General features: G+C 56.0%; 22 protein-coding genes and 1 riboswitch. Of the genes, 10 read left to right on the forward strand and 12 right to left on the reverse strand.

All coding sequences use genetic code 11. From position 1 onward, the window contains the following. The first annotated feature begins 4 nt into the window (after positions 1 to 4). The 5 genes from groL (at position 5) to ABJZ52_RS17445 (ending at position 4,421) form a co-directional block, all read left to right on the forward strand. Positions 5 to 1,651, forward strand: coding sequence for a chaperonin GroEL (groL, locus tag ABJZ52_RS17425; RefSeq protein ID WP_348186051.1), 1,647 nt, complete (start codon positions 5 to 7; stop codon positions 1,649 to 1,651). 242 nt (positions 1,652 to 1,893) lie between these two features. Then, positions 1,894 to 2,112: a SlyX family protein gene (locus ABJZ52_RS17430; protein WP_348186053.1), complete on the forward strand. Its 219-nt coding sequence runs from the start codon at positions 1,894 to 1,896 to the stop codon at positions 2,110 to 2,112. Between the two features lie 7 nt (positions 2,113 to 2,119). Next, positions 2,120 to 3,127, forward strand: a complete 1,008-nt coding sequence (locus tag ABJZ52_RS17435) for an NADP-dependent oxidoreductase (RefSeq protein WP_348186055.1) — start codon at positions 2,120 to 2,122, stop codon at positions 3,125 to 3,127. 148 nt (positions 3,128 to 3,275) lie between these two features. Continuing rightward, positions 3,276 to 3,821, forward strand: a complete 546-nt coding sequence (locus tag ABJZ52_RS17440) for a ricin-type beta-trefoil lectin domain protein (protein ID WP_348186057.1) — start codon at positions 3,276 to 3,278, stop codon at positions 3,819 to 3,821. 103 nt (positions 3,822 to 3,924) lie between these two features. Next, positions 3,925 to 4,031: riboswitch (SAM-I-IV-variant riboswitch) on the forward strand. 72 nt (positions 4,032 to 4,103) lie between these two features. Further along, positions 4,104 to 4,421 (forward strand): hypothetical protein, encoded by a 318-nt coding sequence (locus tag ABJZ52_RS17445; RefSeq protein ID WP_348186059.1) that lies wholly within the window; start codon positions 4,104 to 4,106, stop codon positions 4,419 to 4,421. Between the two features lie 27 nt (positions 4,422 to 4,448). On the opposite strand, the gene ABJZ52_RS17450 is transcribed toward ABJZ52_RS17445, so the two are convergent. From ABJZ52_RS17450 to ABJZ52_RS17475, 6 genes are all read right to left on the reverse strand, one after another. Further along, positions 4,449 to 4,805: an acyl-CoA thioesterase gene (locus tag ABJZ52_RS17450; RefSeq protein ID WP_348186223.1), complete on the reverse strand. Its 357-nt coding sequence runs from the start codon at positions 4,803 to 4,805 to the stop codon at positions 4,449 to 4,451. Between the two features lie 174 nt (positions 4,806 to 4,979). Then, positions 4,980 to 5,444 carry a group III truncated hemoglobin gene (locus ABJZ52_RS17455; RefSeq protein WP_348186061.1) on the reverse strand — a complete coding sequence of 155 codons (465 nt, stop codon included), beginning with the start codon at positions 5,442 to 5,444 and terminating at the stop codon, positions 4,980 to 4,982. A 4-nt stretch (positions 5,445 to 5,448) separates the two neighbouring features. Further along, on the reverse strand, positions 5,449 to 6,138 hold the full coding sequence (locus tag ABJZ52_RS17460) for a Crp/Fnr family transcriptional regulator (protein WP_348186063.1): 690 nt from the start codon (positions 6,136 to 6,138) through the stop codon (positions 5,449 to 5,451). A gap of 216 nt (positions 6,139 to 6,354) precedes the next feature. Further along, positions 6,355 to 7,152, reverse strand: coding sequence for a ChbG/HpnK family deacetylase (locus tag ABJZ52_RS17465; RefSeq protein ID WP_348186065.1), 798 nt, complete (start codon positions 7,150 to 7,152; stop codon positions 6,355 to 6,357). A 97-nt stretch (positions 7,153 to 7,249) separates the two neighbouring features. After that, positions 7,250 to 8,752: a glycosyltransferase family 39 protein gene (locus ABJZ52_RS17470; RefSeq protein ID WP_348186067.1), complete on the reverse strand. Its 1,503-nt coding sequence runs from the start codon at positions 8,750 to 8,752 to the stop codon at positions 7,250 to 7,252. Between the two features lie 10 nt (positions 8,753 to 8,762). Next, on the reverse strand, positions 8,763 to 9,857 hold the full coding sequence (locus ABJZ52_RS17475; protein ID WP_348186225.1) for a glycosyltransferase family 2 protein: 1,095 nt from the start codon (positions 9,855 to 9,857) through the stop codon (positions 8,763 to 8,765). 440 nt (positions 9,858 to 10,297) lie between these two features. Between ABJZ52_RS17475 and hisS the strand changes: the two genes are divergently transcribed. Genes hisS through hisG form a run of 3 tightly spaced genes read left to right on the forward strand, consistent with a single transcriptional unit; the run spans position 10,298 to position 13,958 of the window. Beyond that, positions 10,298 to 11,845 (forward strand): histidine--tRNA ligase, encoded by a 1,548-nt coding sequence (gene hisS / locus ABJZ52_RS17480; protein ID WP_348186069.1) that lies wholly within the window; start codon positions 10,298 to 10,300, stop codon positions 11,843 to 11,845. A gap of 2 nt (positions 11,846 to 11,847) precedes the next feature. Further along, positions 11,848 to 12,999: an ATP phosphoribosyltransferase regulatory subunit gene (locus ABJZ52_RS17485; RefSeq protein WP_348186071.1), complete on the forward strand. Its 1,152-nt coding sequence runs from the start codon at positions 11,848 to 11,850 to the stop codon at positions 12,997 to 12,999. Further along, the gene (hisG, locus tag ABJZ52_RS17490; protein ID WP_348186073.1) at positions 12,996 to 13,958 is read left to right on the forward strand and encodes an ATP phosphoribosyltransferase; all 963 of its coding nucleotides are present in this window, start codon (positions 12,996 to 12,998) and stop codon (positions 13,956 to 13,958) included. The genes ABJZ52_RS17485 and hisG overlap by 4 nt, the downstream gene beginning before the upstream one ends. Before the next feature lie 25 nt (positions 13,959 to 13,983). Here hisG and ABJZ52_RS17495 read toward each other — a convergent pair whose 3' ends face one another. Beyond that, positions 13,984 to 14,625 (reverse strand): DNA-3-methyladenine glycosylase I, encoded by a 642-nt coding sequence (locus tag ABJZ52_RS17495; protein WP_348186075.1) that lies wholly within the window; start codon positions 14,623 to 14,625, stop codon positions 13,984 to 13,986. A 127-nt stretch (positions 14,626 to 14,752) separates the two neighbouring features. Then, a complete protein-coding gene (locus ABJZ52_RS17500; RefSeq protein WP_348186077.1) occupies positions 14,753 to 15,472 on the reverse strand; it encodes a protein phosphatase CheZ in 720 nt (239 codons plus the stop codon). Between the two features lie 269 nt (positions 15,473 to 15,741). Here ABJZ52_RS17500 and ABJZ52_RS17505 point away from each other — a divergent pair, with 269 nt between their 5' ends. Continuing rightward, positions 15,742 to 16,455 carry a DUF2927 domain-containing protein gene (locus ABJZ52_RS17505; RefSeq protein WP_348186079.1) on the forward strand — a complete coding sequence of 238 codons (714 nt, stop codon included), beginning with the start codon at positions 15,742 to 15,744 and terminating at the stop codon, positions 16,453 to 16,455. Between the two features lie 262 nt (positions 16,456 to 16,717). Continuing rightward, entirely contained in the window at positions 16,718 to 17,440 is a 723-nt protein-coding gene (locus ABJZ52_RS17510; protein WP_348186227.1) for a L,D-transpeptidase, read from the forward strand. A gap of 49 nt (positions 17,441 to 17,489) precedes the next feature. Here ABJZ52_RS17510 and ABJZ52_RS17515 read toward each other — a convergent pair whose 3' ends face one another. The 4 genes from ABJZ52_RS17515 to ABJZ52_RS17530 form a co-directional block, all read right to left on the reverse strand. Continuing rightward, positions 17,490 to 18,170 (reverse strand): hypothetical protein, encoded by a 681-nt coding sequence (locus ABJZ52_RS17515; protein ID WP_348186081.1) that lies wholly within the window; start codon positions 18,168 to 18,170, stop codon positions 17,490 to 17,492. Positions 18,171 to 18,240: 70 nt separating this feature from the next. Further along, on the reverse strand, positions 18,241 to 19,575 hold the full coding sequence (gene glcF, locus ABJZ52_RS17520; RefSeq protein WP_348186083.1) for a glycolate oxidase subunit GlcF: 1,335 nt from the start codon (positions 19,573 to 19,575) through the stop codon (positions 18,241 to 18,243). 26 nt (positions 19,576 to 19,601) lie between these two features. Next, a complete protein-coding gene (gene glcE / locus ABJZ52_RS17525) occupies positions 19,602 to 20,792 on the reverse strand; it encodes a glycolate oxidase subunit GlcE (RefSeq protein WP_348186085.1) in 1,191 nt (396 codons plus the stop codon). Between the two features lie 8 nt (positions 20,793 to 20,800). Next, entirely contained in the window at positions 20,801 to 22,297 is a 1,497-nt protein-coding gene (locus ABJZ52_RS17530; protein ID WP_348186087.1) for an FAD-linked oxidase C-terminal domain-containing protein, read from the reverse strand. Positions 22,298 to 22,451: the final 154 nt, after the last annotated feature.

A 22,451-nucleotide genomic window follows, 5' to 3' on the forward strand; every position in this document is an offset into this window, starting at 1 on the left:
TAGAATGTCTGCAAAAGACGTAAAGTTCGGGTCCGATGCCCGCACCAAGATGCTCAAGGGCGTCGACACCCTCGCAAACGCCGTCAAGGTAACGCTCGGCCCTAAAGGCCGCAACGTCGTTCTCGACAAGGCCTTCGGCGCACCGCGCATCACCAAGGACGGTGTTTCCGTTGCCAAGGAAATCGAACTTGAAGACAAGTTCGAGAACATGGGCGCACAGATGGTGCGTGAAGTTGCTTCCAAGACCAACGACATCGCTGGTGACGGAACAACCACTGCAACCGTTCTGGCTCAGGCTATTGTCAAAGAAGGCGCAAAAGCAGTTGCTGCCGGCATGAACCCGATGGACCTGAAGCGCGGCGTTGATATTGCTGCACAGGCTGCTGTGAAGTCTCTGGAAGCTGCTTCCAAGACCATCACAACTTCTGAAGAAGTTGCTCAGGTAGGCACAATCTCCGCAAACGGCGACGTACAGGTCGGTACTGACATTGCTGAAGCAATGCAGAAGGTTGGCAACGAAGGTGTTATCACCGTCGAAGAAGCCAAGTCTCTGGAAACCGAACTCGAAGTCGTAGAAGGCATGCAGTTCGACCGCGGCTACCTGTCTCCTTACTTCGTCACCAATGCTGACAAAATGCTGGCCGACCTTGAAAAGCCGTTCATCCTGCTGCACGAGAAAAAACTCTCCAACCTGCAGGCGATGCTTCCGATTTTGGAAAGCGTTGTTCAGTCTTCCCGTCCGCTGCTCATCATTGCAGAAGACGTTGAAGGTGAAGCTCTTGCAACTCTCGTCGTCAACAAGCTCCGTGGCGGCCTGAAAATCGCTGCTGTCAAGGCACCGGGCTTCGGCGACCGTCGCAAGGCAATGCTCGAAGACATCGCGATCCTGACCGGTGGCACCGTGATCTCTGAAGATCTGGGCATCAAGCTGGAAAACGTTACTCTCGACATGCTCGGCACTGCTGAGAAAGTTGCGATCACCAAAGAAACCACGACCATCGTTGATGGCGCGGGTTCCAAGGACGACATCCAGGGTCGCGTTGGTCAGATCAAGGCTCAGATCGAAGAAACAACTTCCGATTACGACCGTGAAAAGCTGCAGGAACGTCTTGCCAAGCTTGCTGGCGGTGTTGCCGTGATCCGCGTTGGCGGTGCTACGGAAATCGAAGTGAAGGAAAAGAAGGACCGCGTCGACGACGCCCTGAACGCAACCCGTGCTGCGGTTGAAGAAGGCATTGTTCCTGGCGGTGGCACCGCTCTCCTGCGTGCCAAGAAGGCTGTTGAAGCTCTCTCTTCCGACAACTCCGACATCGCAGCCGGTATCAAGATCGTCCTGCGCGCTCTCGAAGCTCCGATCCGTCAGATCGCTGAAAACGCTGGTGTTGAAGGCTCCATCGTTGTTGGCAAGATCCAGGAAAACGATGACGTCACCTTCGGCTTCAATGCTCAGAGCGAAGAATTCGTCAACATGATCGACGCTGGTATCATCGACCCGACCAAAGTTGTCCGTACTGCCCTGCAGGACGCGGCTTCTGTTGCCGGTCTTCTGATCACCACCGAAGCCATGGTTGCCGAGCTGCCGAAGAAAGACGGCGGCGCACCGGCAATGCCTGACATGGGCGGCATGGGCGGCATGGGCGGCATGATGTAATCTGCCAGTCCATCCGGATTGATTTGAAAAGGGCGGCCTTCGGGCCGCCCTTTTTGTTGGTGTGCTGCTGCATTGCAATCACCTGAATGCCAGGATTTTTGCTTCCCTTTCCGCCACGCTGGAACGATTGGCCGAGGAAAGTGTTTGCTCAGTCACTGAGATGCGTGAGACATACGATCCACATTTTCACGATAGAGAAGAGCTGACAAAGCACTCAGCAAACGAAGGCAACGCGCAAACAGATGAAGCCCGAAACTGACCAGCAAGAGCGGATCGAAAAAATCGAAATGGACTTGGCCCACGCCAACCACACGATTGATGAACTCAATCAGGTGGTCATCGACCAAGGCAAACAGATCTATCGCCTGAGCCGCAAGATCGCAGAGATGACAGACCAGATGGAAGAATTGATCGAAAACGCACTCGGCAGCCCAACCGTAGAAAAACCCCCGCACTATTGAGCACCTCATGCAGAACAAACGCATAGCTTTGACGTGTCGCCCTTCCGGACGACTTGCAGCCACCGACTTCGAGACCCGTAACGAGTCGCTCCCCTCCCTCGAGGAAGGGAAGGCAAGAGTGCGAGTTGTCTATGTTTCGCTGGATCCGGCGATGCGTGGCTGGGTCTCTCCTGCCACTAACAGCTATCTGCCTCCGATCCCGCTTGGTGAGACAATGCGATCTCTGGGCATCGGGGTTGTTACCGAAAGCAGATGTGACGGCTTGAGCGAAGGTGACTGGGTTTCAGGCTTCACCGGCTGGACCGAATATCTTGACGTTGAGCCAGGCACACTGAGCGTCGTGCCTCAAACTGTCCCGATGGAAGTCTACATGGGCGTTTTTGGCCTTGCAGGTGCAACCGCTTACCACGGCCTCGTCAAGGTCGGCGAACCGAAGCGCGGAGAAACACTCTGCGTCACAGGCGCTGCCGGATCGGTCGGATCGCTCGTCGGACAGATCGGCAAGGCGTTGGGCTTGCGTGTGATCGGCATTGCCGGAACAAAGGCGAAATGCGACTGGCTGGTGAATGACCTCGGGTTTGACGCTGCGCTCAACTACAAGACCGACGACCTGGATGCCGGCCTTCAGGCCTTCGCTCCAGAGGGGCTGGATCTTCACTTTGAAAACGTCGGCGGCAAGCCTTTCGCTGCAGCGCTACGCAACATGAAGGCATTCGGTCGGATCGTCATGTGTGGTTTCATCTCCGTTTACAATGGCGACAGTCCGGACGAAATGCCGGATATGACCGCGATCGTGCGTCGGCGATTGAGCCTCAAAGGCTTCATCATGACCGACCACCTCGAAACCTATCCCGAGATCTTCAAAGCCTTGGGCGAAATGCTTCAGGCCGGCCAACTGAAATACCGCCTCGACATCGTCGAAGGTCTCGAAAAGGCACCTGAGGCCCTCAACAAGCTTTTCGATGGCAGCAACCAGGGCAAGTTGGTCGTCAAGGTCACAGACCTTGCAGGCTGACGAGTTAGAAAACAGCCCAGACCTTTCGAAAGGCTAGTCTGATCCTCATTCAGCCTACCTCATTCCGGTCAAAATGATTCTGCCAAGTGGGACAATAGAAGACATCAGCCTTTTCACGGCTGCACCTCTAAGCGCAAGGAACATTAGCATGAAAACGAAAATCGGCCCGGTAGCTCTGGCTCTCTGTCTGACTGCAGCTGCCTTGCCCGCACATTCAGCTGAAGAACTTGTGGAAGTCCAATTGGTGGACACACTGGATGATGAACGCGGCTATTGCCTGGATATCGCAGGCGGGCAAGGCAAGAACGCTCCCCTCGATCACGGCCTTCAGGCTCATACCTGTTATCATTATACAGGCAGCATCCTCGAGGATCAGGGCTTTGATGCCGAACTTCTCAGCCAGGGCCAGTTTCGCCTTCCCTATTTCGATGTCTGTATGGAAGTGTCGTCCGTGGCAGCCGGAGCCCCCATTGTCCTGGGAGCTTGCAGCAATGCCGACACCCAGAAGTTCTCGCTGCAAGACAATGGACAGTTGATTGCTCAGACCAATCCATCGCTTTGCGTCACCGTCAGTCAAACGGAAAAGAGAGAGGGCCGGGGCGGTTCACCTGTTCACGTGATGCGGCCTTTGACGCTCCAGCCCTGCGATGCGGCGAATGAAGCCTATCAGACCTGGTCGCTCTACGAGCTTTAGGCTCCACCATCCACCTTATCGCTTTCCAGGATTAGTTTCTTCCAGGCGTGGCAATCGGACCTACGGTCCGGTTGCCAATAGTAAGTAGACATGGCATAAGCCTCGCCATCATCAAGAGAAGGGCTGGCGCCCTCGCCAACCTGCCTAACCGGGCAAGGTGGTCCCCGCCAGGGATGCGGCCGGATGGTTTCAGGAAGATATTTCTTCCAGGGAACAACCGGCAACCAAGCGGTACTTCGTTTCATGCGCCAGTTCTCCTCGGGCAACCGATGGAGGATTATTTTGTCTAAGGACACTTTCGCGAGGCAGGCGGCAAAGCTCGCAGATCTTTCACGCGCCGTACTTGTACGCGCGAGTGCTTCACCAAACTCCACGGAAAAACAGGTTTGGGAAGAAGCGGCTGAAGACTGTGTGCTAGCACGTGTCGACGCTATTCGTATTCTCGGCGGGCTGCCCATGCATCAACCTGCGCTGGATTGCAGCGATCGACGCACCCGGCTTGAAACCCTTTTGGGATACTGGGCCAACGGCTGCCCTTTTGTCATCGACGAAAAGCTGTTTGCAGACATCCTCAAACGGCGGCGCCCAAGGCGGGCATAAGCTCGGACTTCAGAGCCTGAACCATGCCTAACCTCCTATAGGGGGGGCTTTTGGCACCGGGCGCGGCCGACCGTCTTCATCTACCGCCACCATCGTGAAATTGGCTTCCGTCACCTTTTCACGGTGGCCGTAGCGGTGCCGCAGTGCCCAGGCCTCGAGGATGATACCCATCGAAGACGTGCCCACCCGGTCGACCCGGCTGTAAATGCAAAGAACGTCGCCAACATGGACAGGCCGAATGAACTTCATCTGGTCGACCGCAATGGTCACCACACGGCCACCAGCCCGCTGGCCAGCTGCAATGCCGCCGGCCAGATCCATCTGGGAGAGGACCCAGCCGCCGAAGATATCGCCCGCCGCATTCGTATCCGCCGGCATCGCCATGGTGCGCAGTGTGAGCTCCCCTGATGGGGCTTCTATCGCATCTTCGCGCTCTTGGTCTGTGCTCACATTCTCTCTCCGGCCATCTTTGTTGTTTGAAGACTACCGGCTGGAAACCGCTTCGCAAGACGTTCTTGGCCACGTGACTGGTTCTCAACGGGAAACCGAGGTTGCGGTCTATTGCTTGGCCCCATTGAGCTCCGTGGGGATATCGCATCCCGGTGTTCCAAAGCCTGCGAGCCAGAGGCTTTGCGCGATGCGCTCGGCAGACGTGATCACCGCAGCCCCCGCCTCAGCACCAAAGACATCTTCCGCCACCGGACGAAACAGAGACAACCACTCACCATAGTCATCAGATCGGATCGCCGTCTGGCTCACATGAACCGGAACCGGCTTACCCTTGTAGTCGCCAGTCTTGAGCAGGACCGATTGCCAGAAAAGCTTCATCTTCGCGAGATGCTCTGGCCACCGACCATCGACACGTGCTTCGAACAAGGGACCAAGTCGTTCGTGCGCCTGAATCTTGCCATAGAACACCTCGACCAGCTGATCGATGCCCTCGGCCGTGATATCGTGATGGACCGGCGTTCGAGCGGAAGCAGATCGAACATTAAAATCCTCCGAATGGGCGATCTCTGTCATGATCTCAAAGTGTCGCTGCTCGCTTGAGCCATTCAGGTTGCTCCAGACAGTAGTAGCCAGAAATTCGGCTTATGATCCCAGCACGTTTCCAGTCATTCAACACCCGGCTGACGTTTTCGCGAGCTGCCCCTGCCATATTGGCAATGTCAGCCTGGCTGAGTTTGTAGTGGATCAGCACGCGCCCATCATCAAGCGACTTGCCGAATGTCTCCGAGAGTTGAAGCAAGGTCTGCGCAACACGGCCTGGAAGCGGAAGGAAAGACCTCGCAGCAAGGACGTCATTGGCCTGACGCAAGCGTTTGCCGACAATGGACAGCATATGTCGGTAAACCGCCGGATTCTCATCTGCAAATCGCTCGAATGCGGCCTTGTCGATAAATGCCAGTTGCGCGGCCTTGAGTGCACTGACCGTTGCCGACCTCGGACGACCATCAAGCAGGGCGAGTTCTCCGACCAAATCACCGGGCCCAAGCACCGCGAGCAGCTGCTCGTCCCCCTCAATGGAGAGAATGGAAACCTTCATCGATCCCTCCAAAACTGCATAGCAGCCATTGCCCGGATCACCGTTTTCAAAAAGGATCGCGCCAGCGGCCACTTTCATGGGCCTCGCCAGGCTCGACAACTGCTCTGCAAGATCCGATGACAGCCCCTCAAGCGAAAAACTGTTTTGAAGAAATTTCTGAATTTCAGCCACAGCTCAGCCCTTCCCCGGCAGCGCCTTCCCAGGTTGGGAAACGACGGCCAACATCAAGTTTGTGACTCACATCACGTGCATATTCAGAAAATAGACCTATATGGAAAGACATGGAAGCGGAACACACACCGCTTCTGACCTCCCCGAAAAAGGTTCCGTTCCCCGCCGGAACCTTTTTTCGTTCCGGCAATAGCCAATGAGCCTGTCCCGACAGAGTCAGTAGAGAAAAACGCCCCTTTCATCCAAGGTGTGGAAGAACCGTTCACTGGCAAGAACCTCCCGATGAGCCTCACGAACCGCGATCTTGCCGGGCGCCTCATCACGGCGCAAGCGATCGTCCGCAGCGCCAGGCAAGCAGGCAACGAAGGTCATGTCCGAAAGGCCGTCGAAGTGATGCTGCAGCTTTACCTGCAACTCATCGGGATCTGCGGTTTCGGGAAGAGGTGGCCCCCAAGGCAAAACATCAAAACCAGCCTTTGTCGCAATGTGCCTGATCCGAGCTGTATGGAAACCGGGTGGAAGGGCGGTGACGATCTTCGGCTTTTTGGCAAAACCCTCAAGAGAGAGTGCATTTATCACGAGCCGGACAATCGCACTGCGATCGAAGAGGCCTTCTCTGACCGTCACAAAATCCGGCGCTCTTTCCATCTTCGCAGTAAAGGCACTGACCTGCGCCAGGATTTCACTTGTCAGAATTTCTTCTGGAAGCAGGCGAACCATGGCGCGGCGCTCGAGCGAGGCGCGCGTAGGCATCTCATCGCCATAAACCTTTTGCATCCTCTCGCTTAGCGGGCGCGCGCGGTCACCGCTTAGCGCCAACGTCAATCCAAACAATGCACGCTTTCCCACTTGTCCGGAGACGTCTTGCAGGGGCTTGAACTCACGGGACCAAAGATCGGTGGCAACGATGCAGCCGACCGCGCTCAGTCGTCCCTCCAACAACAGGGTCCGTAGCGTTCGATCGACGCCAAAAGCCAGACCATAGTCCAGCGCGCCTAAGGTAATTCGTTTCATGCAAACATTGCCTGGCGGAAATCAAGATTGATGCCCTCTATCCCTGCGTCATCACGCGTTGGATTTCAACCTTGCCAGCATCATTGCCGCCGTAGTGTCATTTGGCCCGGATGTTGTTCACAGGCTCAAGCGGTACAGCATCAGGTTCGCTGACTACATAGACAACCAGATTTTCCAACGGGACGCCTTTGACAGTTCTTGGCAAAACCGCGACCTTTTCGACGTTCTTGTAAGACCGTGACAGTGCCGCGCTATCGTCGCGTCTTTCTACGCTTACATAAAGACCAGGGCGTTCGAAGATAACGTCGTCGACGTCCTCTTCCATCGCGTACCGAATGCGCTCATTCAGCTGAATGACCGGCAAGTCGCCCGCAAACAGAAAGGCAAGCTGTCCGTTGAGTCCATAGCCAGTCGTTGCAATATAAGCTGCGCCTTCCTTGTCTGCCAGTTCTGCGACTTTTTCACCGATTGCCGGCCACCCTCGGAGTTGAAACGTGGGATCCTTGCGCGCCAGTTTTCCGCTGATGGGCGAGACCGCATGGATCTGTACAATGACAGAAACGACTACTCCCAGGGTCACACCGGCAAGCGCGAGAAAACGCCAGGCCTTGTGACTTGACGTGGCGACGAGCCAGGCAGCCATCAGAGCATAGGTCGGGAACATGGGCGCGGGCCAGTTGGCCTGAACGCGAGCATGAAGCGAATGGAACAAGAGATAGGCCAAAAAGGGCGATATCGTCAGAATCAGAAGCCCGGCACTTGCGTCACCGCGCATTGCCTTCCGCACCAGCCCGAACGCTCCCAAAACGGCCAATATCGCGATCAACGGATTGACCAATCCCAGAACAGCTCCGATGAATTCAAAGATGTATTTGCTCGTCCAGCCACCTTGCGCTGCGCGGCCAAATTGCTTGTAGAAGCTGACCCAGTCGTGGAGATGGTTCCAATAGAGCACCGGAGCAAAACACAGAAGGGCAATAAGCCCGCCCGCCCAGAGCTGCCATGCTGCGAACCAGCGGCGCGCTGAAGGCACCAGAACAAGCCAAAGTGTGATCCCGCCCCCCAGGAACAAGACAGAATACTTGGAGTCCAACCCCAAGCCAGCGAACAATCCGACAGCCAGCAGCCAGTTGGGCTTTTGAGAGGAATGCAGCTCTGCGAGCGCCCAGAGCGCAAGGCCCCAAAAGAACACGGAAGGCGCATCCGGTGTCGCAAGGATTCCACCGACACCCACGAGAATGCTGGTATTGAGGAACAGCACCGACCAGCCGGCAACGCGCCGGTCGAATAGAATATATGCCGTGCGCCAGAGAAACAGTGAGCCGAGCGCAGAGGAAAGAACGACAAGGGCGCGAACGCCCAATGGCGTATCGCCAAAGATCGCCTGCCCGATCCAGATCCACCACGCGATCATAGGAGGATGATCATAGTAACCCAGGGCGGGCGAAAGCCCCCAAAGCCGATAGTAGGCCTCGTCCTCGACAAAGTACGCGTTCGTGGCAGACCAAAGCTTAAGCCCGGTCAGCGCAGCCACAAAAACAACGAGAAATGCCGGCCTCAGATAGGCCGGCAAGGTTTGGTCCGCAGGATGACGTGTCAATTGGCCCTCGTCAGCTCCTGCGCCAGGTCAGCGCGGAGCTTGCCGCATAGTTCCAAACAGCCCCCATGATTGCACCGGCTGTGCCCGCGAACAACCAGTAGGCAGGATCCTGATAGATCAAACCTGCCACGCCAACGTTTGCGAGAACACCGACGCTGCAAACCGCATAGAAGGTCAAAAGGCCCTGAATGACCTTGATACCCGTCAGGCGGCGATCACGATAAGTCAGCTGATTGTTCAAGAAGAAGTTGGAGGTCATGGCAACAAAGGAAGCTGCAGTCTGCGCCAGATTAAATCCATAGTCGCCGACGACCAGGAACATGCGAAGCGCAATGAGGTGCACAACCAACCCACTGGCACCTACCAGACCAAACATCAGAAACCTGACGGAAATTGCATTGCCAAAATATTTGGCCAGCAAGAGTCCAAAATAGTCGAGGGTCACAAGCGTATCCAGCTTGCTCTCGCCATGCTGCCGCTCCCTAAAGGTGAACGGCAGTTCCTTGATCCGGAGCCGTCCACCAAAGCTCGATACGATATCCAGCAGGATCTTGAAGCCCTGTGCAGAGAGCCTTGGCGCAATTTCTTCGGCTTTCTCCCGGCGGATCATGAAAAAGCCGCTCATCGGATCGCTTAGGGAAACGTTCAAGAGCTTCTGAGCGAGCGAGTTTGCAATGTTGGAGCCCCAGGCACGGAACCTGGAAAGGCCTTCGCCAATGGTCCCGCCTTCGACCTTTCGGCTGGCTACAACGAGATCCGTTTCGCCGCGCTTCAGTTCAGCAAACATCTCAGGTAACAGCGCTTCATCATGCTGCAGATCAGCGTCCATCACAGCGACATAGTCGGCGGAGCTGGCGAGCATGCCTTCGATGCAGGCTCCCGACAATCCACGTCGACCGATGCGTCGGATAACACGTACCCGCGGGTCCTGTCGGGCGAGTGCTCTCGCAGCTTCTGTTGTGCCGTCGGGCGAATTGTCATCGACAACGATCGCTTCCCAATCGATGCCATCGAGCGTTTCATGCAGCAGCTCGATCAGGATTGGTACGTTTTGCGCTTCATTGAAGGTCGGCAGAACGATGCTCAACTCGGCGGCGCGTGGCATCGCGTCAGCAAAACCTTCCGGGGCCGCGTTGCCAGCTCCATCGAGCTTCCTCAGTTCTGCTGCACTTTCCATCGACACGCGTGCTCCGCTTTCTTAATTCGTTTCTGCGACAGGTTTATCGCGCTTTAAAGTGCGCGGACCATAACTTTGCAGACCGGGAATGCAAGCAACCCTATATCCTGACCATGCGATATTTGCGGCCGAGCAGATCAATGCTCAAACGCCGCTCACAATGAGCCTGCACCACTTCTGCCGTTCTCGGGCGGGGTGATCGCACAAACTCATTACTTTTCCGTATGGCCCCTAAGGCCGGAGTGTGTCCTAAACTTGCCCTACCCTCCTGTTTCGTCTAGGACACCCGGGAAATTGTCGCCTGCGCTGTGGTCCAGTTCATGGACCTGTTCGGCCGGGCCTAGCACCTCGCCAGGACTGACGCATCAATGGCCAAAAAACCGAACAAACTAAAAGCCCGCCTGCCGCGTGGTTTTGTGGATCGCTCTGCTGAAGAAATGCGGGCGTCGGACGAGATGATCGGTAAGATCCGTGAAGTCTACGAACGCTACGGGTTTGACCCGATCGAGACACCGGCCTTTGAATACACCGACTGCCTTGGCAAATTCCTCCCAGACACTGACCGGCCCAACGCCGGCGTGTTTTCGGTTCAGGACGACGACGAACAATGGATGAGCTTGCGGTACGATCTGACTGCGCCCCTTGCACGTCATGTCGCTGAAAACATCAATGAAATACACATGCCTTACCGCACCTATCGCGCTGGTTGGGTGTTCCGTAACGAAAAGCCCGGCCCCGGGCGCTTCCGGCAATTCATGCAGTTTGACGCCGACACGGTCGGGGCACCAGGTGTCCAGACCGATGCCGAAATGTGCATGATGATGGCCGATGCCATGGAAGCCCTCGGCATCCCTCGCGGTCAGTATGTGATCCGAGTGAACAACCGTAAGGTTCTGGATGGCGTCATGGAAGCCATCGGGCTTGGCGGCGAAGACGACGCAGAACGCCGCCTGACCGTTTTGCGGGCTATGGATAAGTACGACAAGTTTGGCGCAGACGGCGTTCGCTTGCTTCTGGGCGCCGGACGCAAGGACGAGAGCGGTGATTTCACGGCTGGGGCTGGCCTGTCCGATATGGCGATCGACGCCATCATCGAGATCCTGGAAGCCTCCGCAATCGACGATCTGATAGATTACACCAATGATCTGACTTTCAAGACAGCCGCGCTTTCCAAATTTGCGATCAACGAGAGCTTTGATGCTGGTTTCCGGGAACTCAAGCTGGTCTCGGATCTCGTCAAATCCGGCGGCTACATGTCAGACCGTATCTCAATCGATCCATCAGTGGTCCGCGGCCTCGAATACTACACCGGGCCCGTTTATGAGGCTGAGCTTCTTTTCGACGTGAAGAACGAAAAGGGAGAAGTCGTCCAGTTTGGCTCTGTCGGCGGCGGCGGGCGCTATGATGGCCTCGTCAAGCGCTTCACGGGCCGCGATGTGCCAGCCACCGGCTTTTCCATCGGCGTCTCGCGTTTGATGAGCGCACTCAAGAACCTCGGCAAGGTCAATGTCGAGGATGTTGTCGCCCCGGTCCTGGTCACAGTCATGGATGGAGATGCCGAGGCACTCGGGCGCTATCAGAAAATGACCCAGGATCTTCGCGCTGCAGGTATTCGTGCCGAGATGTATCAGGGCAACTGGAAGAAGTTCGGCAACCAGCTGAAATATGCCGATCGTAGAGATTGCCCGATCGCGATCATTCAAGGCTCGGACGAGCGCGAAGCGGGCGAGTTGCAGATCAAGGACCTGATCGAAGGCGCGCGACTTGCTTCTGAAGCAACAGACGTCGACAACATCACCTGGCGCGAAAGCCGCCCGGCGCAGATTACGATCAAGACGGACGATCTCGTCCAGACCATTCGCACCTTGCTTGACCAGCAAGCTGAAGATCGCAGACGCCAGTCGGGAGACGTTTAACGATGCCGCAGAGCAGTTTGACGACTGGCGATATTGAAACGGTGCTGACACTTTTCAAGGATGCCGGTCATGACAAGGTCTCTCCGCCAATCCTCCAGCCCGCCGACGTCTTCCTTGACCTCGTGGGAGAGGACATTCGCCGTCGCCTATTCCTGACCAACGGGACGGATGGGGAAGATCTTTGTCTGCGTCCTGATTTCACGATCCCTGTTTGCCGCTTGCATCTGGAAAACGGCGCCGCGGCGCGGGAAGCCGCTTATTGCTATCATGGCCCGGTCTTTCGCCAGCGCGCAGACGGCCTCGGTGAGATACCCCAAATCGGCGCTGAAAGTCTTGGCCGAAACGACTTTGTCGCTGCAGACGCCGATATGCTTGCCCTATCGGTGGAAGCAGTGCGCCGGTTCGGCCTCAGCGATCTTGATATCCGCATCGGGGACGAGACACTTTTCGTCCAGGTCCTCAAAGGCCTTGATCTGCCGGTCGTCTGGCAGCGTCGGCTTCGGGATCTGTTTGGTGACACGGAAAAGCTATCGGAAGCGCTCAGCCGAATGGCCGGCGGCGAGGCAAACAAGGAAGACGAGCGACGCGACGTTCGTCTCGGTTTTCTCTCCGCCCTGGAAGGCTCCGACCCAGCCGCGGCCCACGCAGTCGTTGAAGACCTTCTATCGATCGCCGGGATTTCTGCCGTGGGCGGTCGCACGCCTGGCGAGATTGCGGACCGTTTTCTCGAGCAAGCCCAACTTGCGAACGGAGCCGGATCAAATCCGAAGGCCGCTGAGATTCTAAGACGCTATCTCGCGATAAGCGGTCCTGCGGACACAGCAGTCCGCGAACTGAGAGCTTTTGCAGCGGAGACCGGCATAGACCTTTCCGAACCTCTTGCCAGTTTCAGTGCCCGACTTGACGCCCTGACGGCAAAGGGACTCGCAACGCAGACGCTGACATTTGCGGCCGATTTTGGCCGTCGCCTCGACTACTACTCTGGCTTTGTCTTCGAAATTCATGGCCTTAACAGCCCTTCAGACGAACAGCTGGTCGGCGGCGGGCGCTACGACAAGCTGGTGCGACTGCTGGGAGCTGAGGCTGAAGTCCCCGCCATCGGCTTTTCTCTGTGGCTTGACCGCATTGCGAGGATCACTGGAGCTGGCGCATGAGCAAACTGACCATCGCAATCCCGTCCAAGGGCCGTCTTCAAGAAAACACCCATTCCTTTTTCGGACGTGCCGGCTTGAAGATACAGCGGCCAGGTGGTGCGCGGAACTACCGTGGAACCGTCAAAGGGCTGCCTGACGTTGAAATTGCCTTTCTGTCAGCGTCAGAGATCGCCAGAGAGCTGTCTGACGGCGCGGTTCACTTCGGCATCACCGGACTGGACCTGGTTCACGAAAACATCGCCTCGCCAGAGAAGTCAGTTCACATCGTCACACCCTTGGGCTTTGGCTCTGCCGACGTCGTGGTCGCCGTTCCCAAAGCCTGGATCGATGTCGAGACCATGTCTGACCTCGGCGATGTCGCATCCGACTTCAGAAACCGGCACGGTCGTCGACTTCGTGTCGCGACCAAATACGTCAACCTGACCCGTGCGTTCTTTGCGAGCCACGGCATAGCTGACTACCGTATCGTGGAGAGCGCAGGCGCGACCGAAGGTGCGCCGGCTGCTGACGCCGCCGAGTTGATTGTCGACATCACCACCACAGGATCGACGCTTCAGGCCAACAATCTGAAAATACTGGCAGACGGCGTCATCCTGAAGAGCCAGGCGCATCTTGTGGCGTCGCTCAGCGCCGATTGGAGCGATACCGCTCTCGCCGGAGCCAAAGCGATCCTGGACAGGGTGGCCGCGGAAGAAAAAGCGCGAGACAATCGTGTGCTGAAGGCTGCGATCGCAGATCATGGCAAAGCTCTGGAAGCCCTTGCGGCAATCGCCAGTGTCCAGCCCTTCGGGAACAACGAAGGTCAAATGCTTGGCGTACTTTGTCCAAAGGACAGTGTCGCCGATTGTGCAAGGAGCCTCATTCAGAACGGTGCGGATACTGTCACTGTAGAGACTCTGGAGTATGTTTTCACAAAGGAAAACAGCCTCTTCAGCCCATTGGCGGAAAAGCTGTCTTAAATTTCTGTCCGGAAATTGAAAACAATCACTTGGGACGAGGGAAAGCCGCGCGCGCCTGCTCGACCGGCGCGCGACGGCAACACCCCTCGAGGTGATCGTTCACCATTCCCATCGACTGCATGAAAGCGTAGATGGTTGTCGGGCCGACAAAGCTCCACCCGCGTTTCTTTAGATCCTTGGACATCGAAATGCTCTCGGCCGATGTAGCCAGCGTCCGTGCCACAGCATAATCAAGATGTTCCGGACGGGTTTCAGGAGCAGCTTCATAGCGCCAGACGTAGGCTGCCAGGGAGCCATATTCGGACCTAAGCTCCAAAGCTCTGTTGGCATTGTTTATGACAGACTCGATTTTCTTGCGATGGCGAACGATGCCCGTGTCGAGAAGACAGCGTTCAACATCTTCTTCGGTAAAGGCCGCGACTTTCTCGAAATCGAAACCAGCAAATGCCGCTCGAAATGACTCTCGTTTGCGCAAGATCGTTAGCCAGGACAGGCCCGCCTGAAAGCCCTCGAGGCAGATTTTCTCGAACAGCCTTATATCGTCGCCGACCGGCTGCCCCCACTCCTCATCATGGTAGCGGCGATAGTCATCCAGGCCGCCATGCCACCAGCAGCGATATAATCCATCATCGCCCCGAATGAGACCTGTTTCATCATCGCTTGCCATTGGAAGCTCCCCAAGCACAATATTCACTATTTGTTCTTATTGCAGATGATCCCGCGCCCAACAAGAAATAAAAAACCCGGCATACTGGCCGGGTTTTTGTAGAGCTTCCCTGGAGCCAATCCGAAGATCAGGCGAACAGAGCGTCGATATCGTCCTGAGAGGCAACATCTATATCTGTTTCCAGAGATGGCCCGTTGAGCAAGGCAGCATCGCCTTCAGCGAGCTTCTGCTGAACAGCTTCGATCTCCTTAAAGCTATCGATACCGCCCCAGATGTCCATCATCTGAATGATGCGATCTTCGATGAAGCGAAGTGTACCGACCACCTTATTGATGCGCTGCCCCGTCAAATCCTGGAAGTTACAGGCCTCAAAGATATGAACGACACGTTCCTGAATGTCGTTGGCAAGATCGGAATCCTGCCCCTGCAAGCGTGCTGACAGTGTGTTGGCTGTCTCATCGATGAATTCGGCCGCCGAAAGAATGCTGTCCGTCGCTCCTTCCGTGCCCGACACAACGGCGTCGAGTTCATTGGTGACGCTTGTCATGTCGTCACCTTCGGAACCGGTCGTGTGATGGAGAGTCGCAATTTCTTTCTTGGTCTGCGCGATCGCCTCGTACATCGCATCGATTTCAGTCTTGAGTTTTGCAGCTTCCGAGAGTTCCTTGCGGAATTCACTCATCATCTTCTGACTCATGGCCTCGGCGTCCAGCGCCGGTTCCTGAGACGCTGCGGGCACACCTTTGGCCAGAAGAGCCTTCACTGCGCCGATCTCAGCCATGACTTCCTGGTGGCGGCGCTCTTCCGTCAAGACCGCGTCGTTGCTGGATTCAGCGTGCACACGCATCAAGCTTTCCGCCCGAAAGGATCTTTTCACCGCGGCCATACGTTTTCGTCCTCTTCCCGTCAACTCAGTCTGGGCTGCTCTGCTAATAACCAGATATAGCCAGCGATGTTTAAAGAATTGTTTTCCTGCCGATATTTATTTTCAAATGGCTAAGTCCATTGATCCCCTAGGAAAATTCTTGTTTCTAAAGCGCTGACCATTGTCTATGCTTACAATCCCTGACGCAGGGTATTCGCAACAAGATTAAGTCTCACTGGCATAAATATTCGATGCATTGTATCCGCGCTCTTTTTGTTTTTTGTGTGCTTTGGGCCGGCTCTGCGATCTCCTGCAAGGCTCAACCCTTCTCGACAGAGGAATTGCTTTCAGGATTCGAAAAAACTGTTTTCGGTCTCGAATACCGATCCTGGAGTTGGCGTCCGTATCTGGTAAAAAAATTCACGGTCCCCGTGCGCTTCTATGTTCATAATCTTGCGCGCAAAAATCGGACACCCGTGGTGCATCGTTTCCTGAAGGGACTCGACAGGAAGATCAGGGGGCTGGAAAGCGCCTTGGCCTCCACTCCCGAAACATCCAACTTCCAGATCTTCGTCGTTGATCGGACGCAATATTCCGATGTTGTCCGTAAGAGCATCTATCGGAACGAGAATGCCGAAGTTCCCGGACGCTGCCTTGTACGTGTCGTTTCAGGGCGGCGCGGTATCAAGCGATCTGCGGCCGTAATTGTCTCGGATGAGGGAGAGTTTCTGTTTCAAAGATGTTTGGTTGAAGAAGTTCTTCAAGGACTGGGGCCCATGAACGACGACCAGTCCCTGTCTCACTCCGTCTTTAACGACACGTCACGACACAGCCGCTTTACGGTCTTCGATCAGATCATATTGAACATGCTTTATGATCCAAGGATCAAACCGGGCATGTCCTCCAAACAGATTGAAACTCTTCTCCCCATTGTGGCTCGGGATGCCAAACTGGCGGTGTATTAACCAACTCCTCGTAAAAAGCGCAGCCTTTTCAGAAGCGGTCGATCAGTCGGTCGCGGCGGTTCAAAAGCGTGTAACCTTTGGCAAACCATGTTCGCCAAGCCTTTGCTAACCATATGACAAATTTCACAATATGGTTACGGTCCTATTCACCAAAACCTTGCTTCTAAGCTCTAGCCTTTCGTGATCGTTTCCAAGTTCGCTGATCCTGATGCGGGCTTACAGATGAAATGTTGCGAGTACATCCATGAAGCACTTTGGTCATATGGTGAAAGCCGTCGCCGCCGTTGGGTTTTTTTGCTCTCTGGCATTAGGCCCCACACAGGGAACTGCAGCTGGACGGGCGGCACCTCCTCCGCTTGTCCTGAGTCCAAATCTGACAGAACCCTGGATTCTACAGCTCAAACCCAATCGTGCGGCAACAGCTCAGAGGGCTCCAGAGGTCAGACAACGAACCAGAGGTTGGCTTCGTCCTCAGACAGTTGCACGGCACCAGGCTGCGCCTCAGCGTCGAAGGCAGGCACGCGCACCGCAGCGCCGAGTCGCTTCACAATTCTTGCCGACCATTGTCGATTACTCAGGGCCGCATAAAGCCGGCACGATCGTCATCGATACAAATGAGCGTTATCTCTATCTCGTTCAGCGCGACGGAACGGCCCGACGCTACGGCGTCGGCGTTGGCAAGCCGGGCTTTGAATGGGCAGGTTCTCACAAGGTGACCAGGAAGGCGGAGTGGCCGGACTGGCGGCCACCCGCAGAGATGCGCAAGCGTCGCCCTGATCTACCGAAGTTCATGGAAGGCGGACCAAACAATCCGCTTGGCGCCAGAGCGCTCTACCTAGGGTCGACGCTCTACCGCATTCATGGCTCGAACCAGCCATGGACCATTGGTCACGCAGTTTCTTCCGGCTGCATCCGAATGCGCAATGAGGATGTAACCGACCTCTATGAGCGGGTCGGTGTGGGCACTACAGTTCATGTGATCTGACAAACTGGTCACTGTCAAAACGCCCCGGCCCTGCCGGGGCGTTTTTGATTCAGACTGCGAAAGGCTCAATGTTCTTTCGACCAAGATAGCTTCGGAAAAGACGGCGCCACTGATCCTTGTCGCCGGTCCATTCGCTTTCGTCCGCTTCAAGGACTGTCAGTTCGGGCAGCTCCACACCGCCGTGCCGGTCCGGATGGCTTACGATCAGATACTCACAGGACCTACCGAGAAATCTATCGACGGCCCGTTGGAGCCGCACTAATTCGCCCCGGCGAAAATTCAGATCCGCTATCATCGTATCGCGTGCGACCTCGTCCAGATTGTTCTGGCTGTTCGAGATGACAAAAACCACTCGGCCACGGTCTGCGAGCTTTTCAAACTTTTCTCTCAAATAGCTGAAGCGCGAGAGATCTTCTTCAAAGTGTGCATCGATGTCCGCATCCATACCTTCCTCTCGGAAGTGGTGCAGGAATCGCAAGCCATAGGGCTGCCAGGTCGGATGACCAGGCCCCGCGGTGATATCCTGACGGCGAAAGATCGGAAATCCGTCTTCAAATAGCTGAGCCAGGCCTGCAATCGGTGAGATCAGCCCATCGAAAAAATGTCGTTCGGGGACAAAGTCCTCACCCAGTGCATCGGCCAGAATTCCGATGCTGGTGCGTATCTGGCGCGCGCTTTGGCAAGAAATGCCAAGGCTTACGATTGCGGTGCGTTCACTACCTGCGGACATGTCGAAGGTTCAACTGATTTTGTCATACTGCTGCTGGCAGCCTGGGAGCGAGTGTCCGTTGGGCACTCGCTCATTCTGCCGCAGATGATACAAGATGATCTTCCAATCCTTCGGGAACTGGACCGCCGTAGACCCAGTCAAGCAGTTCCGCCGTATGGATCACAGGGATCTGGGTTCCGTTTCCGATCTGCGTCATGCAGCCAATGTTGCCCGTCGCGATCAGATCTGGCTTAGTCTTCTCAATGTTCGCAACCTTGCGGTCTCTCAATCTCCCCGCGAGCTCAGGCTGAAGTATGTTGTAGGTGCCCGCCGATCCGCAACACAGATGTCCCTCTGGTACGTCCTTGACCTCAAAGCCGGCCGCCTTCAAAAGATCTTTCGGTTGACGGGTAATTTTCTGCCCATGTTGCATGGAGCAAGCGGAGTGATACGCAGCCCGCAATCGCGGAGTAAGCGCCGGCTCGCCAAGATCCACTTCTGTGAGATACTCGGTGATGTCCTTTGCCAGATTGGAAACACGTTCGGCCTTGGCCGCGTAAAGTTGGTCGTCACGCAACATGAAACCGTAGTCTTTGATCGTGGTACCACAGCCAGAGGCCGTGATCACAATCGCGTCGAGCCCCTCGCCTTCAATTTCCCGCATCCAGGCATCAACGTTCCGGCGCGCGTTCTCAAGAGCGGCCTCTTCCTTGCCCATGTGATGAACCAATGCACCACAACAGCCTTCACCTTTCGGCAAGACGATCTCATGGCCCGAGCGCTGTAGTAGCCGGATTGTCGCATCATTGATTGACGGCTTGAGAACAGGCTGGGCGCAGCCGCTCAACAAAGCGACACGCCCCTTTCTTTCCGCTTGCCCGGAGGCGAAGACAGCTGGTCCTTCCATCGAGGATCTGATCGGTGCCTTTGACGGAGCAAGGTCAAGCATTGCACCAAGCTTTGCCAACGGTCCTCCGACCTTCTTCAGAACGCCCGCCAAAGGGCGCCCAAAAAACGCACCGAAGAGAGCGAGACGAAATCTCCCCGGATACGGCAAAACAAAGGCCAGGAGTTCGCGCAGCATGCGATCGGCAAAGGGACGCTTGTAGGTACTCTCGATGTGCGTCCGCGCGTGGTCTACCAGATGCATGTAGTTCACACCCGAAGGGCAAGTGGTCATGCAGGAGAGACAGGAAAGACAACGGTCGACATGTTTGACAACCTTTTCATCGGCCGGTCGATTGTTCTCCAACATGTCCTTGATCAGGTAGATACGACCACGCGGACTATCGAGTTCATCACCCAACAACGTAAACGTCGGGCAGGTGGCCGTGCAAAACCCGCAGTGCACGCATTTGCGCAAGATCTTCTCAGATTCAGCGACGGCCGGATCAGCAAGTTGGGCAAGTGAGAAATTTGTCTGCATCGTCAATCACATCTGTTTAACGGGGCTCAAACGCCAACAATCATCCGTCCTGGGTTCAAAATCCCTTTCGGGTCGAACTGCTGCTTCAGGCGTTTCGCAAGCGCTGCGAGCGGCGTGGCCTGAGGCTGGAACACCGAAACGGTGCTGCGAAGCGAAGCGTCCGCGCGCACCAACGTCGCGTGACCTCCTCCGCATTCCGAAACTGCCTGCCGGATTTCACCATCCCAGAGAGAGCCATCCAGGCTTTTCAGCCAAATGAGCCCGCCGCTCCAGTCATAGTAGGCATCCAGCGGAAAGAGCTCCCTGAGAGCTGCGACCAGTTTGGCGCCGGATGTCGGTGCGACCGACAAACGCCAGACCGGCTCCGCGCCGCTTGAAACGGGCTTACAATCCCTTAGATCCTTCCAGAGACTTGTCGTCTCTTCATGCCCCACATCGGCGGCCCTACCGAAGCCCGCGAGCGTCTTCCTGAGACTTTCGAGGCGATAGTTGACTGAACTTTCGAACCCTTCAAGACGCAACAGCGTGCGCGGCCGGTCTCCATCACTCCCGCCCGGCAAGTGTGCTGCTGCAGAGACTTCCGCAGAAGAGCCCATTGCCATGCACATGGCTTGCACCGCCTTGTCGTCATCGAGGTCCTCGATGATGAAAGTGGCGCTTGTTTCAGCGGCAGGATTGACCTTGAGAGTGACAGTCGTTGCGACGGCCAGCGTTCCCCAGGACCCGCAAAGTGCTCGCGGAAGGTCATAGCCGGTAACATTTTTCACAACCTTGCCGCCAGAATTGAACACCTCACCACGTCCGGATACAGCTTCCATGCCCAGGATATGATCACGCGCCGCACCTGCCTTGATCCGGCGAGGTCCAGAGAGGTTTGCCGCCAAGACGCCGCCGACCGTGCCTTCGCCGGCAGGCCGACCGAGAAGTGGCCCATAATCCATCGGCTCGAAAGACAGTTCCTGACCGCGGCTTGCGACAAGCTGTTCGACGTCCGCAATCGGCGTGCCTGCCTTGACGGTCAGCACCAGCTCTTCAGGCTCATAAGCAACAACGCCAGACAAACCCGACAGGTCGAGGACATGCGCCGTCTGCACCGGTCGCCCGAGAGCCTCTTTGGATCGGCTTCCGACAATTTCCAACGGTTGTTCTTCCGCGGCAGCCCATTGAACGGCATCGCAGGTTTCGTGTGTGTCACGCGGTTTGAGAGTCGCTTCCATAAGATGTCCTAAAAGCGCGGAATGTCAGGGAAAGGCAGTTTTCCCTTGTGCACGTGCATTTTGCCGAGCTCAGCGCAACGGTGGAGAACCGGAAAGACCTTGCCAGGATTCAGAAGGTGCTTGTCATCGAAGGCGCATTTGACACGCTGCTGTTGTTTCAGATCTTCCTCCGAGAACATATCAGGCATCAGATCACGTTTTTCGATGCCGACCCCATGCTCTCCTGTCAGCACGCCGCCAACCTCAACACACAATCGAAGAATATCGGCACCAAAAGCCTCAGCAGCTGCGAGTTCGCCCGGTTTGTTGGCATCGTAAAGGATCAGAGGATGCAGGTTGCCATCCCCGGCATGGAAGACGTTTGCAACGCCCAAGCCGTGCTTTTCTCCCAGCTCACGCATGCGTGCCAAGACCTTTGGAAGTTCCTTGCGCGGGATCGTTCCGTCCATGCAGAGGTAGTCTGGAGAGATACGACCAACGGCAGGAAATGCGGCCTTGCGCCCGGCCCAGAAGGTCATCCGCTCTTCTTCGCTGTTGGAAATGCGAAGATGCTCCGCCTTGTTGGCCTTGGCGATTTGCTCCACACGATCGATCAGATAATCCACTTCCGCCTCCGGACCATCCAACTCGACAATCAGTAGTGCCTCGACATCCAAAGGATAGCCAGCGTTGACGAATGCTTCTGCGGCATGGATCGCCGGCTTGTCCATCATCTCCATGCCACCTGGAATGATCCCGGCCGCAATGATTTCGGCAACGCAGCGACCGCCATCCTCACTGGTCGGAAACCCAATCAGTAGCGCTCGCGCTGTTTCAGGTTTTTGCAGGATCCGAACCGTGACTTCGGTAACCACGCCGAGCAAACCTTCTGAACCGGTCATGAGACCGAGAAGGTCGTAACCCTCGCTGTCCAGATGTTTGCCGCCGAGCCTGATCACCTCGCCGGTGATCAACACCATCTCGATGCCGAGCACGTTGTTCGTCGTCAGACCATACTTGAGGCAGTGAACGCCGCCTGAATTTTCCGCGATGTTGCCACCAATCGAACATGCGATCTGAGAGGACGGATCAGGCGCATAGTAGAAACCTTCATGTTCGACAGCGCGGGTGATGCCAAGGTTGGTAACGCCGGGCTGCACCACAACCGCGCGGTTCTCAAAATCGATGTCGAGCACCTGGTTGAATTTCATCATCGAAAGCAGAACGCCGTCAGCCAAAGGCAATGCGCCTCCGGAAAGCGACGTGCCGGCCCCTCTGGGGACGACCTTGACATCGTTCTCATGGCAGTAGCGCAAGACCCTGGCCACCTGTTCAACGGTCTCCGGCAGAACCACGATCAGAGGCATTTGACGATATGCAGTCAGCGCGTCCGTCTCATACGGCCGCATTTCCGTCTCATCATGGATCACGCCCTCTCCGGGAACGATCGCCTGAAGTGCCTTTACGATCTCGGCTCTTTTGGCCATCACAGCGCTGTCGGGCGCTGGCATTGCGATCGCGGTCATGGCCTCTCCCTTTCCATTTCCGAACAAATATGATTCATTGTTGCCCTGAGGGCGCAAATCATTGTTGCTGCGGTTGTCTAGCTCCTCAGACCCCATTTTGGCAAATAAGCCAGCACAGCGATACGTCAAAGCAGCACTAGAACGTTTTCCAGGC

It is taken from the genome of Roseibium sp. (assembly GCF_039982295.1).
Lineage (GTDB): Bacteria > Pseudomonadota > Alphaproteobacteria > Rhizobiales > Stappiaceae > Roseibium.